This is a genomic window from Exiguobacterium sp. s183, assembly GCF_018617655.1.
In the GTDB taxonomy this organism is placed as follows: domain Bacteria; phylum Bacillota; class Bacilli; order Exiguobacteriales; family Exiguobacteriaceae; genus Exiguobacterium; species Exiguobacterium aestuarii_A.
This window is the reverse complement of sequence record NZ_JACSKN010000002.1, coordinates 178,382-197,464: the sequence shown is the minus strand read 5'-3', so window position 1 is coordinate 197,464 and position 19,083 is coordinate 178,382. Positions and strand designations below refer to the sequence as shown.

At 46.7% G+C, this 19,083-nt stretch carries 16 protein-coding genes; 14 read left to right on the top strand and 2 right to left on the bottom strand.

Annotated elements, in window-relative coordinates; genetic code table 11:
- The first annotated feature begins 1 nt into the window (after position 1).
- The 4 genes from KNP62_RS06450 (at position 2) to KNP62_RS06435 (ending at position 4,344) form a co-directional block, all read left to right on the top strand.
- Entirely contained in the window at positions 2–1,087 is a 1,086-nt protein-coding gene (locus KNP62_RS06450) for a glycosyltransferase family protein (RefSeq protein WP_214784531.1), read from the top strand.
- Positions 1,088–1,211: 124 nt separating this feature from the next.
- Entirely contained in the window at positions 1,212–2,546 is a 1,335-nt protein-coding gene (locus tag KNP62_RS06445) for a hypothetical protein (RefSeq protein WP_214784529.1), read from the top strand.
- Complete coding sequence (locus KNP62_RS06440; RefSeq protein WP_214784526.1) at positions 2,543–3,769, top strand: oligosaccharide flippase family protein; 1,227 nt, start codon at positions 2,543–2,545, stop codon at positions 3,767–3,769. The genes KNP62_RS06445 and KNP62_RS06440 overlap by 4 nt, the downstream gene beginning before the upstream one ends.
- The gene (locus KNP62_RS06435; protein WP_214784523.1) at positions 3,766–4,344 is read left to right on the top strand and encodes an acyltransferase; all 579 of its coding nucleotides are present in this window, start codon (positions 3,766–3,768) and stop codon (positions 4,342–4,344) included. Before KNP62_RS06440 ends, KNP62_RS06435 begins: the two co-directional genes overlap by 4 nt.
- 350 nt (positions 4,345–4,694) lie before the next feature.
- Here KNP62_RS06435 and KNP62_RS06430 read toward each other — a convergent pair whose 3' ends face one another.
- Positions 4,695–5,615: a tyrosine-type recombinase/integrase gene (locus tag KNP62_RS06430; protein ID WP_214784520.1), complete on the bottom strand. Its 921-nt coding sequence runs from the start codon at positions 5,613–5,615 to the stop codon at positions 4,695–4,697.
- 6 nt (positions 5,616–5,621) lie between these two features.
- A complete protein-coding gene (locus KNP62_RS06425; RefSeq protein WP_214784517.1) occupies positions 5,622–6,074 on the bottom strand; it encodes a sigma factor in 453 nt (150 codons plus the stop codon).
- Between the two features lie 496 nt (positions 6,075–6,570).
- Here KNP62_RS06425 and KNP62_RS06420 point away from each other — a divergent pair, with 496 nt between their 5' ends.
- The 10 genes from KNP62_RS06420 to KNP62_RS06375 all read left to right on the top strand — a co-directional run bounded on the left by KNP62_RS06420 (position 6,571) and on the right by KNP62_RS06375 (position 19,073).
- Positions 6,571–8,361: a BglG family transcription antiterminator gene (locus tag KNP62_RS06420; RefSeq protein WP_214784515.1), complete on the top strand. Its 1,791-nt coding sequence runs from the start codon at positions 6,571–6,573 to the stop codon at positions 8,359–8,361.
- A gap of 96 nt (positions 8,362–8,457) precedes the next feature.
- Positions 8,458–9,870, top strand: a complete 1,413-nt coding sequence (locus KNP62_RS06415; RefSeq protein WP_214784512.1) for a PTS fructose transporter subunit IIC — start codon at positions 8,458–8,460, stop codon at positions 9,868–9,870.
- A 13-nt stretch (positions 9,871–9,883) separates the two neighbouring features.
- The gene (locus KNP62_RS06410; RefSeq protein ID WP_214784509.1) at positions 9,884–10,342 is read left to right on the top strand and encodes a PTS sugar transporter subunit IIA; all 459 of its coding nucleotides are present in this window, start codon (positions 9,884–9,886) and stop codon (positions 10,340–10,342) included.
- Between the two features lie 62 nt (positions 10,343–10,404).
- Positions 10,405–11,343: a mannose-6-phosphate isomerase, class I gene (manA, locus tag KNP62_RS06405; protein WP_214784506.1), complete on the top strand. Its 939-nt coding sequence runs from the start codon at positions 10,405–10,407 to the stop codon at positions 11,341–11,343.
- A gap of 32 nt (positions 11,344–11,375) precedes the next feature.
- Entirely contained in the window at positions 11,376–12,260 is an 885-nt protein-coding gene (locus KNP62_RS06400; RefSeq protein ID WP_214784504.1) for an ROK family protein, read from the top strand.
- Positions 12,247–13,197, top strand: coding sequence for an acetylxylan esterase (locus KNP62_RS06395; RefSeq protein WP_214784501.1), 951 nt, complete (start codon positions 12,247–12,249; stop codon positions 13,195–13,197). Before KNP62_RS06400 ends, KNP62_RS06395 begins: the two co-directional genes overlap by 14 nt.
- A 240-nt stretch (positions 13,198–13,437) precedes the next feature.
- Complete coding sequence (locus KNP62_RS06390; RefSeq protein WP_214784499.1) at positions 13,438–15,762, top strand: glycoside hydrolase family 10-like protein; 2,325 nt, start codon at positions 13,438–13,440, stop codon at positions 15,760–15,762.
- A 144-nt stretch (positions 15,763–15,906) separates the two neighbouring features.
- Complete coding sequence (locus KNP62_RS06385) at positions 15,907–17,229, top strand: ABC transporter substrate-binding protein (protein ID WP_214784496.1); 1,323 nt, start codon at positions 15,907–15,909, stop codon at positions 17,227–17,229.
- A gap of 70 nt (positions 17,230–17,299) precedes the next feature.
- Positions 17,300–18,235, top strand: coding sequence for a carbohydrate ABC transporter permease (locus KNP62_RS06380; protein ID WP_214736631.1), 936 nt, complete (start codon positions 17,300–17,302; stop codon positions 18,233–18,235).
- A 13-nt stretch (positions 18,236–18,248) separates the two neighbouring features.
- Positions 18,249–19,073 carry a carbohydrate ABC transporter permease gene (locus KNP62_RS06375; RefSeq protein ID WP_214784493.1) on the top strand — a complete coding sequence of 275 codons (825 nt, stop codon included), beginning with the start codon at positions 18,249–18,251 and terminating at the stop codon, positions 19,071–19,073.
- The last annotated feature ends 10 nt before the right edge of the window (positions 19,074–19,083 follow it).

The window sequence follows — 19,083 nt, the reverse complement described above, 5'->3', positions numbered from 1 at the left end:
TTTGAAAATATGCATCGTCAGTGCTGTTAATATAAAACACATGTCAATGGTTACATTCTATACTGATTACTTTAAAAATAACAATATTTCATATGATTTAATATATTTTGATAAATATGGAGTTGAAGAATCGATTGGAGAACAAAATAAATATGTATATCGATGTGAATTTTCTAAAAATACTAAGAAGATACAGAAAATAAAAGAGTATTATAAATATAAAAAGTTTGCTTCTAAAATATTATTAAATAATGATTATGATTTTATAGTTTTGTGGAATGATTTAGCCATTCACTTATTGGGGAGCTTTCTGTCGGATAATTTCCCTAACCGCTACTGTGTAAATATAAGAGATTACTTTGGACAGGATATTCCTTTAATTTCAAAGAACGTAAAAAAAGCAGTTCGAAACAGCAGTTTCAATACAGTTTCTTCAAAAGGATATGAAGAATTTTTACCACCTGAAAAATATTATATGATGCATAGTATAATTGGACAAGTATCCACCGATATTGAATCTACAGTAAAAGAAAAATCTTCTTTCCCATTAAAATTATCTTTTGTAGGAAATATTAGATTTTTCGAGCAAAATAAACGTATACTAGACATTTTCAAGAATAATAAAAAGTTTCAATTACAGTATTTTGGTACAAATGCGAATGTCTTAAAAGAATACTGCGAAATAAATTCAATCTATAATGCGGAATTTCATGATAGTTTCGATTTATCTGAAACCTCGTTTTACGTAAAAAAAGGTGATTTAGTAAATAATATTTATGGTAAAAAAGATAAAATATTAAATCATTCAATTTCTATAAAGTTATATCATTCAGTACTAGCAAAACAACCTATAATCGCTATGAATGATACATATATAGGAAATTTAGTACAAAAATATTCCTTAGGTTTTGTGATTGATCATTTAAACCATGATTTACCGGCTTTAATTGAAAAGTGGTATAGTAATTTAAATTACGAAGAATATTTGAAGTCCTGCAAGAAATTTATTGAAGAAGCAAGGATGGAGAATCAAGTAATAAATGAGTTATTAGATTCCAACTTAAGGAAAATAAAAAATAAAGGATAAAAATATGATCTTCAATCTTTTTAAGGTTTTCGTATTACCGGTTATCTTAATCATAGTGAACATCTTTTTATGGCTTGATCGTAGTTCTTTACCTTATCAGTATCAATCTATGTGGTTATTACCTATGACGTTTATATTGATTTATATCCTTTTATTTATACCGATGAGTAATAAAATTAATAGATACAAGATTACTTTTTGGTCATTTTATACTCTAATGATGATTAGATTAGTCATTATCCCACTATCAATTTATCTTTCTAAGAATTTTGAGTATTTAACTTATGTTGAGGTCAGTAAAGATAACATTAATCTTTCTATTTACCTTTTAGTTATTGAAGCTGTTATCTCAAGTACATTTCTTCATTTTTACCTGATGGTGAAAGATGATGTGGCTTTTAAAAAGTTTCGAAATACTAGCGATTATATAAGAATCAAAGGGAGTAAAGGATTCTACATTCTTTTTATAATCGTTAGCACGATAATTTTATTAATAAGTGGAAAGACGGGAGAACTTCTAAATTTTATAATTATTAATGTATCTTCTAATAGTCAAAGATTCGGCGATGCTAGCACTACTTATATGTTTTTTTTAAAACAAATAATATTTTTGGCGGCAATGTTTACCTTTTTGATACTGGTAGATACATTTGCTAAAGAATACAGAAAGAATCATGCTGTAAGATATTATTTATTTGCTTTAATGATCTCTATGACCTACATTGGTTTGATTATTGGAGAGAGAAGGAGCAATCAACTTTATATTGGAGTGATAACAATACTAGTATTGAATTTATTATTTCCTCACTTCAAAAAGATCACAGTCTATGTACTGAGTTTTGTAAGTTTATTCATAATTTTATTGATGAGTATTTATAAGCATTTCTATGTATTTCGATCGGGTTCATATATAGATACGCTTCAACAATCAAACTTAAATCTCATGGAAATATCAAATAATCTTCAATTATATGCGTTGGGATTGGATAATGTAGGATTGTCAATTCAATTCAGTGAATTATTTGAGGGCAATCTATTATATGTTATTTATGAAAACATACGTTCGATTTTTGGGATGAGTTTCCTATTAAATAATGACTTAGAGTTTACTTCCTCAATGTTTAACTCATTTGTTTATAATGCATCTGTTAGTAGTGGTCATCTGTTATCTTCGGCAGGTTATGGATATATTCATTTGGGAACGTTCTTCTTTATGATTTCTATTTTTAACTTACTTATATCTTTGACATTTGAAAACCTTTTGCACGAAACTAATACGCTAGAATTAAAATTTTTGTATGCGTTCGTGGTGGTGCGTTTCGCCACAAATATTTTCTCTAGTACACCTGCACTTCTTAACCTCTCATCGATTGTTATAATATCGGGAGGAATCTTATATACTTTTTCAATAATTATCAAAAAAAGTAATAAAATAGTTTTGCTCGGAGATGTAAAGTGAAAAACTTTTTCTATTTAGTATCTGGTTCGATTATTGCGCAAATCATTACTGTTGTTTCAACTCCATTGTTGACCAGGATATTTACTCCTGAAGAATTTGGTCAATACATGATTTTATTATCTTTTACAGGTTTGTTTATGACGGCATCAAATGCTAGATATGATGTGTTAATTGTGTCTTGTCAAAAAAAGGAAATACCAAGTTTAATGATAATTAGTTTATGGATAAGTTTAGTAATAGCAATGCTGTCTTCAATAATTTTTGCAGTGTTAAATTTGCATACTAAACTAGTCGATGTTCCATTCTATTCAATTCTAGCTATATTTTTAATTGTAAGTTCCTACGGGATAATTAATGTGTTAATATCCTATAATAATAGAAATGAAAATTATCAGTTGATATCATATATCACTGTGATTAGATCCATTTTTCAAAACTTAGGGTCAATAGTATTTGGTCTATTTAACTTAGGGTATTTTGGTCTGTTGCTAGCATACATTTTAGGACAAGTGTTTGGTATGAAAAAACAAGCAATAGGAACTTTAGCTATTTTTAAAAAAGGGTTTAGTGTCCCTCTGAAAGAACATTTAGCGGTAATGATTAAATATAAAAATCAACCACTATACTCTATGCCATCTATAATCGTAAATAACTTGTCTTATACCCTAGTAATTGTTATAGTGTCGAGTTTATACGGAGCTAGTTATGTAGGATTCTATACCTTGGCACTTAGGTTATTAGCTTTGCCGCTTAACGTCATTAGTGGAAACATGTCAAAAATTATTATGAAACAAGCAAGTTTAGAATTTGAATCTGATCAAACAGTTAAAAATACTTTTGTAAGATACGCATTGATTCTAGCTGCACTGTCATTTCCAGTTTTTATCTCGATTTATTATGTATCCCCGTACTTTGGTGTTATATTTGGATCTGATTGGGAAGAGGCTGGTGATATTATAAGTATCCTTTTACTAATGTTTGGAGTTAGATTCATTGTTACGTCTTTATCACCTATTTTTATAATATTAAATAAACAAATAATTGATTTTCAATTACAAAGTATGTTTATAGTGATTTCAATAATATTATTCATAATTTCTAATGTAAATAACTTTTCGTTTGAAAAATTCCTGTCTTACTTAAACTTCTTCTATACGTTAATTTATATTTTGTATTTTGTAGTACTGATGAAATTTTCTATAAAAAGGAGAGAGAGTAAATGAAAAAAATAATCTATCTTCCCGTCATAAATAAGTTACTAAAAATAATGATTGGTAGCGTTGCATCATTTTTTTTTAATAAAAAGTACTTAAGAGGAAGGTATTTTGAAGAGAAAATGATGGGTTGGTATTGGGTTCTTCTAGGGATTCGAAACAAGATTTTTGGGTTCAACCGAAATATTGAGTTTCCGTGTGATACATCGGTTAGAATCCATCGATCAGATAAAATTCATTTTGATGTGAATGATTTGCATATTTTCCAGTCTCCAGGTTGTTACTATAATAATTTTGCGGCGGACATTTATATTGGGAAAGGTAGCTACATTGCCCCTAATGTAGGAATAATAACCGCGAACCATAGTGTTGAAAATTTAGACTTACATGAAGAAGCTAAAGATGTCGTACTTGGACGAAAATGTTGGATTGGTATGAATTCGGTAATTCTTCCCGGTGTTATACTGGGTGATAACACTATTGTTGGTGCGGGTAGTGTAGTTACTAAAAGTTTTGTTGAAGGGAATGTCATAATAGCTGGAAACCCTGCTAGAATTATCAAAGAAATTCGAAGAGATAATTAATTTAGTACATTATTAAATGCGATAAAAAGACTATACTTGTTTGAACTGAGCCGTGTTCTACGTGTGTAATGCAAAATAGGAGTGCAGAAGTGTGCAACGGAAACGTACACAACTCTGCACTCCTATTTTTGAAAAGAAAAAGGACTTGCCAGCAATCATAATCTCACCCTAACGTTTAAGTTGCGACACAAGAACGTTCGGAGATGGAAGGAATGCTAACAATGTCCGATATCAATTGTATGTATTTTGCAATACAACTGGCGAGAAGGGACATGAATCTTTCCGCGTGACACAAACGTTTTACAGATGAGAGCGAACACCCTATGATGGATGTTCGCTCTTTTAGTTCATCATTTCTTAGTCTTTAAGAAGTTGTTCACCTCCCGATTCTTCGCATTCAACACTTCAATCGTTTCTTGATTCTGTTCTTTCGAAATGTGCAGATACAGCTCGGTCGTCTCGGTCGATGCATGACCGAGTAATCGACTGATCTTCGTGATTTCGACATCGGCGTTATAGAGCTCCGTTGCAAAGCTGTGACGGAGGACGTGACTCGTAATTCCGAATCCGAGCTGTTCCTCTGATACTTCCAAGAGATATTCATTCACATAGTTTGCGCGGACTTTTGAACCGTTCGGCATGATGAACAAGTATCGCGAGTCCTTGTCTGACTTTGGCCGCTCGACCTGAATATAACGCTCCAACGATTTTCGGATACGATCGGTCATCGGCACTTCCCGCATTTTATTCCCTTTCCCGTGTCGAATGGTCAAGTCGTTCGACTCAAACGTTACATCCTCGAGTTTTAAATCTAACGTCTCACTGATTCGGAAGCCCGCATCGCAGCCGATCAAAAAGATGTTATACAATGTCGCATTGTGTGCATGGTGCAGCAGCTGATTCACTTGCTCTCGACTTAAAATGATGGATTGCCGTTTTGCTTCGGCACCGGGTACGTTGACGAATACGAACGGATTACGTGTGATCCATCCTCGTTTGACCGAGTAGGACATGAACGACTTGAGTACACTCACATATTTTTTTATCGTGTTGGACGCAAGCTCTTCATCTACTAGTTTGTCTCGATAAGGGAACGCGTGGTCAGTTTCATCCACGTCTTTTAAGAAAATCACATTCGACTGTTGCATCATCTGTTCGAATCGACGTAACGTGTTCCGATACGTCTTCACCGTCTCAGGTGATCGTTGTTGTCGCATCTCTACATCTTCCAAGTAACTTGTGATTGCTTCTTTGATTTGAATCGGTTCCATTGTTGTTCACTCCTTCGAATACAACTCTTTTCGCAACTCACGTTGAACGTCCGCCTTATACGCGCGCAATCGGCTTGCGGAATAGTCGAGCGTCTGTTCCGTGCCATCAATCAGATGACAGAGAAGTTCGAAGTGGCGTGGGGATAGGTTCTTCCGTTGTTCGTCGAGCCAGTCAAACAGATGACGCTCGGATGTCATACATTGCTCGGGGAGCCGTTCGGCTGCGACCTCATGTTTCAAATGCCGTGCGTTCTTTTGTTGATGGTTCAGAATCGCTCCACGGATGCGCTGGAAGCAGTACGTCTTCGATAGCGTGCAGCCTCGTTTCAAGGCTTCCCATAAGGCGATGCGGGCAATTTGGACACAGTCGTCCTGCTCGTTCTGGTGGATGTTCAAGTGGCGGATGACATAGTGGATCATCGGCTCCCATTCTGTGATTTGTTCGTCAATCGTTTTCATCGTCGGTTCTTTTCCGAGCGCTCTTTCGTATTCCTAGGTTAGGGCGAGTATAAACGCTATTCTTCTCCTTTCAGTCGTTGTTACACCAATGCCTAACGCCTCTGTCACCTTAATTCCCATGTTATCGGAAATATCCCCTGGGCTTATGTGTGATAAGGGCGGTCGCTAGGCGGGGGGAATAGCGTTTCTTTCCTGATAGCGTTGTATTAACCAGCGAAATAATAAGAGTGACCAGTTTTGGTGAGAATTAAACGAGCTGTTTTTAATCCTCATGAAAGTTGCAAAACAAACGGATTAAGCCAATCGATGCACGCAAGAATGTGAAGGTTTGCCGCCTTCCTGTTCTTGCTTTTTTTATGTTCTAAACGACCGGAATTCACGAAAAATGGATTAGGCATGACTCGTTCTCTTGATTCACATCATCAAAGAAATGTCTTGGCGTCTGAAATACTTGTGCTATGCTTTTGGTGGAAAACTGTCAAAGGTGGAATGCATAATGACGGAACGACAGCAAAAGTTACTCGCGTTGTTACAACATAAAGAATGGATGTCGACGAAGGATATCGCTTGGGCGCTCCATTGCTCGGAGCGAACGGTCCGGACCGAGCTGCGTGCGCTCGAGAAACTGTCCGACGTACAGATTGAGACGAGTCGGGGGAAAGGGGTGCGGCTCCTCGAGAACCATTACGTCCCGATGCAAGAGACAGCGAACGACGAAGGACGCGTCGAACAAATCCTCATCCGACTCTTGTTTGATGAGATCGCGTCGTCTGCTGCCATCGCCAGCACCTTCTATATCAGTGAGGCGACGGTCAAACAAGACATCGATACGATCGAACAGATGCTGAAGGACGCACCCCTCACGTTTGATCGCCGACATTGTCGCGTCGATGGGGAAGAGCTCGTCAGACGGGAATGGTTGACCCAGCTCTTGGTAAAGACGCGTTTGCCCCAGGCACACGCGCAAGACGTGAGACTCATTGAAACGTTCCTAACGGATTGGGAACGAGAGGTCGACAAACAATATTCCGATACGGCGTCCGAACTCTTGCAGGCACGCCTGCTCGTGTCGCTCAAACGGATACGCCGCCGCGCCTACGTGACCTTATCACCATCAGGACTCGAGATGGCACGCGCGACACGCGGGTTTGATGCATTGATGAGACAGATAGATGTGTTGGAACAATCGCTCGGGATGAAAATCCCGACAGAAGAGCGGGCTTACTTCATGCTGGCGCTATCTGGCGCGCAAGAGTTCAATCCATCCGAAGACGATGTGACGACAGAAGTCGCACGAGCCGCCAATCGGTTCGCTCTCGCCGTGAACGGGACGATTTACGGAGGGGCCTTGCAGAGGGAGTTATATCGGTCGCTCCTCGCCCACATCCGACCGATGGTGTATCGCCAACTGATCAAGGCCTATTTAGAAAATCCGCTCCTCGATCAAATCAAACGTCGCTTCACCGCCACATATGCGGCTGTCTTGCGACATGCCTCGATTTTAGAGAGCGAGCTCGACCTGTATGTCACGGAAGATGAAGTCGGATTTTTGACGCTCCATTTCCAGACGATGCTCGAAGAACGTCGACGCCAGGAGAAAAAAAGAATCCTTCTCGTCTGTACATATGGGATGGGGACGAGTAAATTGATTGCGGCACGACTCCACAACCAGTTTCACGACGCCATTCACATCGTTGGGTATTCGTCGCTGCGCGAGCTCGAGAAACAGATTGAAGGGTGTCAGCCGGACTTGATCGTATCGACGGTCCAGCTAGGAGAACGGGAGACTCCGGTCCATGTTGTATCCGCCGTCTTGACCGAGCAGGACGTGCACCAATTGAGACAGCTGATTGGGGTGAACGGGAACACGTACGCGACCATCGCCTCACTCGTCGGACACGTTCAATTCGTCGATGACGTCCTGTCACGCGGTCATGCCTTACACGTATTGATGGAAGCGGCACATATTGACGAACATTATTCTGAAAGCGTATACAATCGTGAAAGGAACGGTTCGACCTCAATCGGACAGAGTGTCGCCATTCCACACGGGGACCCGGAGCTCGCCAAGACGAACCGAATCGACGTGCTCGTGTCTCGGACACCGATCACCTGGGGGAACGAACAGGTCCGACTCATCTTCCTTCTTCAATTCCGGGATTCGGACCAAACCTTCTCGACACATCTGTTCGAGGAGATTGCCGCATTGACGGAAAATCCGAAACTCGTCCGAGAATTAGTCGAATCGAAAGACCCGCGTGCCTTCCGTGATTTGCTTTTGCCGTAGTCAACGGCAAAAGGTTATCTGAAACCCGTTTCATATTTGAGTAAAGTATACATGTAGCCAAGCATAAATCAACTTTATTCGAAAGGGGAAATCACTATGAAGATTGTTGCCATCACCGCTTGTCCGGTCGGCATCGCCCATACGTACATGGCCGCTGAAAAGTTGTCAAAGACGGGTGCGGAGCTCGGTCATGACGTGAAAGTGGAAACGCACGGGTCAATCGGGATCGAGAACGGATTGACTGAACAGGAAATTAAAGAGGCGGACGGTGTCATAATCGCCGCAGACAAGGCGGTCGATTTGAACCGTTTCTCTGGGAAACGCATCGTCGTTGTTCCGGTCGCTGAAGCGATCAAGCAACCGGCAGAACTGATTGAACGCGTCAAGACCGCTCCGATCCAAAAAGGAGCAACGAAGGACGTCAAGAAAGAAAAAGACGGGAACATCGTCTATCGGGCGCTCATGAACGGTGTGAGCCATATGATCCCGTTCGTCGTGGTCGGGGGCTTATTGATCGCCTTGGCGCTCGCCATCGGGGGAGAACCGACCGCGAACGGGTTAGCCATTCCGGAAGGGTCTGTCTGGCAGAAGGTGCTAGATGTCGGGGCGGCTTCGTTCATGTTCATGGTACCGATTCTCGCTGGATATATCGCCTATGCCATCGCCGACCGTCCGGCACTCGCACCGGGTATCGTCGGGGGATACATTGCGGCGAACGGTAGCTTTTATGGGTCAGAGGCAGGGGCCGGGTTCCTTGGGGGAATCTTGGCAGGTTTCGCAGCCGGATATCTCGTCCGTTGGATCAAAACGTGGAAAGTTCCACAGATGATTCAGCCGATCATGCCGATTCTTGTCATTCCGATCGTCAGCATGGTCGCCATCGCCGCACTCTTCATCTTCGTCGTCGGTGCACCGATTGCCGGACTCATGGACGGCTTGACGTCTATGCTTCAAGGGATGGAAGGGTCAAGTAAGATCGTGCTCGGTCTGTTGCTCGGTGCCATGATCGCCTTTGATATGGGAGGCCCGGTCAACAAGGTCGCCTTCCTATTCGGAGCATCGATGATTGCCGAAGGGCAGACGGGCATCATGGGGGCGATTGCGGTCGCCATCTGTATCCCACCACTCGGGATGGGCATCGCGACGTTCCTTCGTAAAAAACTATTCGTGAAAGAAGAGCAAGAGGCAGGAAAGGCAGCCTTCATGATGGGGCTAGTCGGTATCACGGAAGGGGCCATCCCGTTCGCGGCTGGTGACCCACTGCGTGTCATCCCGGCCAATATGATTGGAGCCATGGTCGGTGCGGCCATCGCCATCACGGTCGGCGTGACGAACAACGTTCCTCACGGGGGGCCGGTCGTGGCGGTGCTCGGTGCTGTCGACAACGTCATCATGTTCTTCGTGTCGGTACTCATCGGTTCGCTCATTACGGCGTTTACGACCATCTTCTTGAAAGAGCGTGCCCAACGGAAAAATACAAACTCAGAAGCCTTGAAACAAGTCAGCTAAGGGAGAGATCGAGATGAAACTGATGGATTACATGGAAACGTCACTGATCGAACTTGATTTGGATGTCACTTCACGGGAAGAAGCGTTCGATGTGTTGACGCGTAAATTGGAAGGTGCCGGCTATTTGAACGACCGATTGTCGTACTTGGAGGCGTTGGAGCGTCGGGAAGCGCTCAGTTCGACCGGGATCGGCTTTGAAGTCGCCATTCCACACGGAAAAACGGATGCTGTCAAACGTCCTGTCATCGCGTTCGCGAAAGCATCGAACGGCATCGAGTGGGACAGTCTCGACGGGGAACCGGCTAAACTGATTTTCATGATTGGGGTCCCTGAGGCAGCGGAAGGGGACGAACATTTACGGATGCTCGCCCTCTTGAGCCGGCGTCTCATCGATGATGAGTTTCGTCGTCATCTTCAAGAGGCGACGACGGTTGAGGATGTCATGGCACAACTTGAAACGGTACATGCGTAAACTTTTAGGGCGCTCACGGAGAGCGTCCTCTTGGTGTAGACACAGAAATGGGGGAATGAATCATGATCTTAACATGCACACCAGTCTTTCAGGAACGACTTTGGGGAGGGCGTAAGCTCGAGACGACGTTCGAGTATGACCTGCCGCAAGGAAACATCGGCGAGTGTTGGGGCATCTCGGCCCATCCGAACGGGATGAGCGTCGTCACTTCCGGTCAATTTGCAGGGTACACACTCGCTGAACTTTGGGAGGAGAAACGCGAGTTGTTTGGGGCGTACACGCTCGACAGCTTCCCGCTCCTCGTCAAACTGCTCGATGCGGCGGACGACTTGTCCGTCCAGGTCCACCCGAACGATGAGGAAGCGATGCGTCTAGAAGGAGAACCATACGGGAAGACGGAATGTTGGTACGTCGTCGAGGCAGAGCCGGGTGCGGAATTGATTCTCGGACATACGGCGGAGACGAAAGAACAGTTGGCCGAAGCGATTGCGCATGGTGAGTGGGACACGTTGTTACGTCGTCAACCGGTGAAGGCGGGCGATTTCATTTTCGTGCCGAGCGGGACGATCCATGCGATCGGGGAAGGGATTGTCATCCTTGAGACGCAACAGTCTTCAGACACGACGTATCGGGTATATGACTTTGACCGGACAGACGACGAAGGGAATGTCCGTGAGCTCCATCTCGATCAAGCGATTGAAGTGACGACGGTACCGGATATGCCTACAATCGTTCATCCGACGACGAAAGACGTGACGGGCGGTACGGTTCAGACATTGATCGAGACGGACGAGTTCAACGTCTATCGGATGGACGTCACAGACGGATTCGTGCTCAGACCACTGGACCGCTTCCGTCTCATCAGTGTGCTGAACGGAGAGGGGGCGTTGGACGGGGTCCCGCTCGAGAAGGGCGATCATCTCGTTGTGACGGTGAGCGACCAACCGCGTGTCGTGGCAGGTAGCATGGAGTTAATTGTAAGCGATTGCAGTTTGAAGTGAGTAGGACACCACACTGGAAAGGGGAGCTACATATGTTTGGAGCGATTGAATTAGGGGGGACGAAAATCGTCTGTGGCATCGGGACGGAGACAGGGGACGTCATCCGTCACGCGTCCATCCCGACGACGGACCCGGAAGAGACGATGGCAAGCGTGTTCGAGTTCTTTGAAGGAGAAACGATTGAGGCGCTCGGCGTTGGCACATTCGGTCCGGTCGACTTGAATCTGTCGAGTGAGACGTATGGATGCATCACCACGACACCGAAAATAAAGTGGGCGAACTACCCACTCTATGACGTGTTGAAGGCACACTTTCAAGTCCCGATTGTGCTCGATACTGACGTGAACGGAGCGGCACTCGGGGAGATGACGTTTGGCGGGGCGACTGACGTCTCAAGTTGTCTCTACATGACGGTCGGTACCGGGATTGGAGCGGGTGCCGTGATTGACGGGGAACTCGTCCACGGGATGGGGCATCCGGAGATGGGACACATGATGGTCCGTCGTCACCCCGATGACATGTCGAAAGGTGTCTGCCCGTATCACGGAGACTGTCTTGAAGGATTGGCATCAGGTCCTGCCATCGAGGCGAGACATGGCAAGAAGGCGCACTTGCTCGACCCGACCCACCTAGCGTGGGACATCGAGGCGGATTATTTGGCACAGGCGCTTGTCAACATCGCCCTCATTCTCGCCCCGGAGCGGATGATTCTCGGCGGTGGTGTCATGAAGCAGTCACACCTGTTCCCGAAAGTGCGTGAAGCGTTTCGACAGAAGATGAACGGCTATATTCAAAATCCGTATGTGAATGAGTTGGAGACGTATATCGTCCCACCGACACTCGGTGATTTCGCCGGATTAAAAGGAGCGCTCGCCCTCGCCATCAAGAAAGGAGATGTCGTCCATGCCGGGCGTTGATGTGTCGGTCCGTGAGTTAGAGGCTTACCGCTCGAGTGTCACGATGCCGGACGACTTTGATCGATTCTGGGAGCGAGAACTCGAGACGTTACGGGACATTCCGATGCAGATCGAACGGAATCCAATCCCCGCTTACGTCCGAAACGTCGAGATGGAAGACATCCGTTACTTGTCGCATGGGGCGCTCGTACACAAAGCGACGTTCATCAAACCGACAACGATTGACCGCTCGCTTCCCGTCGTCGTCCTCTATCACGGGTATAACTGGAATACGCACGAGCCTCATATCGCCATGAAGTATGTCGTACAAGGAATGGCCGTGCTGCTCGTCGAGACACGAGACCAAGGAATGGACCCGGAGCAGTCCGTGCTCATGCCTTTGGGCGGTGCCGCCGGATGGATGACGCGAGGGATTTTCAAGAAAGAGACGTATTATTATACGCGGGTCATGCTAGACTCAATCCGAGCGCTCGATGTCGCCCTCATGCTGTCAGGTGCGAAATCAGCAATCGTCGAAGGAGGGAGCCAGGGTGGTGGCATCGCCCTCGGGGTTAGCGCCTTGCATCCGAAAGTGAAGGCTGCCTTGGTCGATATCCCATTCCTTTGTGATATACTGCGAGGGGTCGAGCTCGCGACGGACGGCCCGTACTTAGAAATCTCGCACTACTTCAAAGTACATGATCCTCTTCACGAGTCGGAAGCGAGATTGTACGATACGCTTCGCTATGTTGACGGGATCAATTTTGCGAGACGCATCACCTGTCCCGTCATGGTCGGGGTCGGTCTTTTAGATGAGGTGTGCCCTCCGTCGACAGGGTATGCGCTATTCCGTGAACTTTCAGGCGAGAAGGCGTTCCGTGTCTATCCGGAATATGGACATGGTCTCTCGAGCCGCCACGAGGAAGAAAAGTTGAAGTTCATCGCCCCTTTACTGTGAGCACTCCGTCATTTTGACGGAGTTTTTTTCATTCTGGGTGAACAAGTCAGACTTCATTGGCGTATTGGGACGAAGGAACTAGTCATTCATGCAGACAAACGTAAGACGGGAAGCTCTATTCTTAAAATGAAAATAATTTTCAATAAATTCCATAAAAGTAAAATGATTATTTTTACCTATCACCCTCTATGCTATGTTGTTTTTGTAAGCGGTTACTTACTAGAAGAGGGAGTGAATGGGATGAACAAACGTAACGTAGTTGGTACGGCACTTAGCCTCACGTTGTTGGGAAGTTTATTACCGATGCAAGGAGCGGCAGCTGAAGAGGTGATGAAAGTCATCGACGCCTCGGGTGACGAGATGCGTGTCGGAGGTATCAACAAACTCGCGAACCAGCAGCAACTCATCATCTTCAACGATCAGTTCAGCTACTACACGGAGACGAACCCGGCGAGTACGGAAGTCGTGCTAGAGAAAGTCGGAATCAATACGTACACGGTAGCGGAGAAACGAGGCGGGAACAGTCCGATCCCAGAGAATGGTCTCGTCCTGTCGACGGGTAAAGACACGACGGAAGCGGTCGCTTCGTTCTTGCGTCAGCTCGAAGTCGGGGAGCGCGTCATGCTCGAGGAGCCGGTCGTCAAACAAGAAGAACGCACGGCGAACGCCGTCGATCCGACGCGAACATCGAACCCGGACGGGGCACCGTTCGATGGATTCCGCGGCCCGGACCAGTTGATCGTCTATACGCCTGCGTTCGGGGAGTCGACGAAGACGAACGTATATGGCTATGAGATCACGGTCGAAGATGGCTATGTGACGAAGCTTGGGGGCGGGAATTCAAGCATCCCAGATAACGGATTCGTCGTCAGTGGCCATGGTGTCAGCTCGGCATTCCTTTCAGGGAACAGCATCATCGGGGCGAAAGTCGACGTGACGGACGGGGTCATCACGATCACACAGGATGTGGACAGCTATGCGTTCCAAAGTGAGAAAGCGATTGAGAAGGCTGAACAGTCGATTGCAAAAGCGCGTGCGGAATGGATTGACGTCCCGCTCGACTTGGCAGACGAGGCGCTCCGTTCCGCTCGGACATATTTAGATCAGGCGGATGGGGAGTCAGACCCGGTCATCGCCTTAGATGCGGTAAGGCAAGCGACGCAGCGTGCGTATGATGCCTATTATTACTCCATCGACTCAGGTGTCGCCGAGCAACGTGCGGTGTGGCATCGTCCGAAAGAGTCGACGTTAGCAGGCGTCGAGACCGTCTTAGATCGAATGGAAAAGGCCGGGTTCAATGCGGTCTATCTCGAGACGACGTTCTGGGGATACCCGATCTATCCGAGTGCGGTCCAGGAACAGTATGGACTTCCCACCCAGCACCCGAACTTCAAAAACGGTGATTTCGGCGAGCACGACACCGACATTCTCGCCGCCTATATCGCGGAAGCGAAAGAGCGAGGCATGACGGTTCACGCATGGACAGATGGATTCATGGTTGGGGAAGCGAGCCTCGGTGTCCCATCTCAGTTCAAACAGTATCCGGAATGGGCGGCCGTACAACGGACGAATACGACCGGACAGCCGGCGCCGGACACGTCGAGCCGCTATTATTGGCTAGATATCATGCAGCCTGAAGTGCAAGACTATATGCTCGCGCTCTATGAGGAGATGGAATCGACTTACGACATCAAAGGGTTGAACATCGATTACATGCGACTCCCGCATCATGGTTTTGACAAAGCGTATGGATTTAGCGAACCGACGCGGGCGCTCTATGAGCAAGTGAGCGGCATCGACCCGGTCGATTTGAAGAAGGACACGCCGGAATGGGAGGCGTTCCAAGCATGGGTGCGCGAACGAGAGAACGAATTCGTCGACAAGTTGCATGACGTCTCCAAACAAAATAATTCGAAGTTCATGCTGACGGCGACGCCAGAACCAGGCGCGGAAGAAGTGTATATCAGTGACTGGAAAGAAGACATCGATGCCGTCATTCCACAAGCATACGGACATGACTTCAATAGCATTCAAAAGACGGTCCAGGCGAGTAAGAAGCTGATGCCGGAAGGGACGATGTACTTCACTGGGATCTACTCGTTCTATCACCACCTGAGCGAGGGAGCGGCGGTGGACGATGTCCTGTCGGCGAAGTTTGGCACGTCGGGTGTGAACATGTTCGCATTCGGTCAAGCGAGCGCCCCGTCCGTCGATGCGCTAGGGAAAGGTCCTTGGCGTGAGACGGCCGTCAACCCAGGGGAAGAGCCGCTCCTCGCCATCGAAGCCTTGTTGAAAGACACGCGCCGCGAGATGAACAGCCTGTATATGCCAAAAGGGGCGATGGATAAAAAAGCGGGTCGTGCACTCGCCAAAGAGATCCAGCGTCTTGAGAAGGCGGCGAGAAAACAATCGCTCAACCTAGAGGACGTACAACGAATCGACCAGTCATTAGAAGTCATGAAAACAAACAAGCAACTCGAGCCGGTGTTATATGACCGTTTACAGTCACGAACGGATGATATGAAAGAGTGGTTACAATACGCCATCGATCGTCAAGGGTTCTAACCGTTAGACTCGTCTCTGAAAAGGGGCGAGTTTTTATTTAGAAAATTATTTTCATTTTGATTTTAGTATTGCAAATAGATTTCTGAGACGATATGATGAATTTGTGAAAACGCTTTCTATTTTATCTCGGGGAGGAAATGAAAGATGAAAAAACGTACGAAACAACTCGCAGCGAGCGCATCGATCGCTGCCTTGTCAGTCGGCTTGATGGCTTGTAGCAATGAAGAGTCTGGTAGCGGTTCGGCATCGAGTGACGGGGAACTGTCGGGGAAGGTGACGATGTGGACGGCCTCACTCGCAGGGGAGCCATTCGATTCGTATTTTGACGAGATTGAAAAAGAGTTTGAAGAGATGCATCCAGACGTGGATGTCGTCATCGAAGACGTGCCACAAAATGAGATGGAGCAAAAAGTATTGACGTCGTTGACGGGTAGTGACGTTCCGGACGTCGTCAACTTGAACCCACACTATATGTCGAACATCGCGGCACAAGGTGGATTGCTCGAACTCGACGACATATTGTCTGAAGAAGCGAAAACGGCTTATGTGGATGGTCCATACAAGTCTGGTATGTTCGAAGACAAACTGTACGCACTTCCTTGGTACTTGACGACGACCGTCTCTTGGTACAACGGGGACCACTTCGAACAGGCGGGCATCAAAGAAGTCCCGACTTCGACGGAAGGCATTTACGAAGCGTCGAAAATGTTGACGGACAAGACGGGTAAACCGGCGTTCTATCCGGTCATCAATGACGGGAACGCCATCATGGAGAAAATGGTCTCCATCGCGGGTGAACCGATCGTCGAAGATGGAAAAGCGACGTTCGCCGACAATGCGGACATCATCAACTATTTCGAGACGATGCAAAAAATGTATGACGAAGGATTGATCCCGCAAGAAGCGGCTGAAGGCTCGATCAAGACAGGTCAAGAACTCTACATGGCAGGCAACACGTCATTACTCGAAGGTGGCGTCACATTCCTCGGACCGGTCGAGAGCGGCGCACCGGACATCTATGAAGTCTCAAAAGCAGGACAGCCGCTTGAAGCATCAGACGCACCGGTTAACGTTGCAGTCATGAACTTCGCCGTACCGGCGAAGACGAAGAATAAAGAGGCAGCGGTCGCATTCGCCGAGTTTGTCACGAATGCCGACAATCAGCTCGAATTCGCGAAGACGGCAGGAACGGTCCTCCCATCTACGAAAGCTTCACTCGAGGATGACTACTTCACGAATCCGGGCGACTCACCGAAAGCACTCGGGATGATGGAAGCTTCGAAATCACTCGAACGTGCTGAAGTTCTTGTCCCACCGACAGAGAACAGTGCGGAACTCCGTGAAGCGACGAAGAACATCTTCGTTCAAAACTTACAAGGAAAAATGTCAGGTAAAGAAGCAGTAGAAGCACTTGCGAAAGCTTGGGATGACGCGTTCGAGAAATCTGGAGAGAGCGTGACGTTCTAAACGTTGAGAGCTGAATCAAAAGGAGACCCCTCTTTTGGTTCAGCTCGTTTTATTGGAAGGAGACCTGAAGATGAATAAAGAGAATATAGCACTCCCTGTATCGACCACGAAAACGAAGGTCGTCAGACGGAAGAAGAAAAACCTCCTCACCCCTTGGCTGTTCCTACTCCCATCGATTGTTGTGCTCGGCACGTTCCTCGTCATTCCGATCGTCGAGGCGTTCCACTGGAGTTTGTTGGACTATAAAATCATTGCGGGGACTGGAGAGTTCGTCGGACTCGCCAACTTCAAAGAGATTTTTACAGATACGTCGTTCTGGCTCGCGTTATGGAATACGATTTTATTTTTGATCATCGTTCTTCCATTGAATATCTTTTTGCCAATGATTTTAGCAGTTCTCGTCAATCAGGCCATCAAAGGCGTCTCGACGTTCCGCATCTTGTATTACTTGCCGGTCGTCACGCCGATGGTCGTCGCCGCGCTCATGTGGAAGATGCTTTACTCACAGAGTGGTCCGGTCTCATCGATCTTCGTATCGCTCGGCCTGTTTGACAATCCGACAAACTTACTCGTCCAAAGCTCGACCGCTCTCGTCGCCGTATCCGCAATCACCGTGTGGAAAGGCTTGGGCTACTACATGATCATCTATTTGGCAGGACTTCAGTCGATCTCGAAAGACGTCTACGAATCTGCCGAGATTGACGGAGCGAACGCCTTCCAAAAATTCTGGCGTATCACCGTACCGATGCTCACACCATCTGTCACCCTCGTCTCGGTCATGACGATCATTGCCGGGATGAAAGTGTTCGAAGAAATCGCCTTGACGACAGGTGGCGGTCCGGCTGGCGCGACCACGACGCTCGTCATGTACATCTACAACAAGTTCATGTCACTGGACGTCAGTATCGCATCCGCCGCTGGTGTCGTCCTGCTCCTTCTCGCAATCGGCGCTTCATTGCTTCAGATGAAATTGACGAGTTCACGAGAAGAAGATTTACGGGCATAAAGGAGAAGTGAAGATGAAACGTAAACAAACGACACAAAAAATCATGTTGTATCTATTGATGATTTTCATTTCGGTCATCACGGTCGGACCGTTCCTCGTCACGTTGTTCATGGCACTCAAGTCGCCAGGGGAAAGCATTTACGGGACGGTCTATCCGACAGACCCGACACTCGCGAACTTCACCGATTCGTTCTCGAAAGCGAACTTCGGTCTCTACTTTTTGAATACGTTCATCGTGACGGCGATCGCCATCCCGCTGAACTTGCTCTTCTGTAGCCTCGCGGCATATCCGCTGGCACGGATGGACTTCCGGGGGAGAGGTGTCGTCCTCTCACTCATCATCGCGACGATGATGGTCCCGTTCCAACTGTACATGGCACCACTTTTCCAACTCGCGGGAGAGCTCGGTCTACGCAACTCTTACATCGGTCTCGTCGTGATGCAGGTGGCGACAGCGTTTGGGATTTACTTGATGCGTCAAGCGTACTTGCGTATCCCGAAAGAGCTTGAAGAGTCAGCTTACTTGGACGGGGCGAACCGCTTCCAAGTCTGGTATCGTGTGGCGTTGCCGCTCGTCAAACCGACACTCGTCACGTTGGCGATCTTTACGTTCATGGGGACGTGGGGCGACTACTTGTGGCCACTCCTCAACTCGACGGAGAGTAGCATGTACACCCTCTCGATCGGATTGGCGCAACTGTCGCAAAACTTTGATGGCTCAAACTTGAAACTGATTAGCGCGGCATCGATCTTGACGACGATCCCGACATTGATTTTATTCATGGCGCTCCAAAAATACTTTATCTCCGGTGCGACAGATGGCGCCGTGAAAGGTTAAGAGAGAAAGG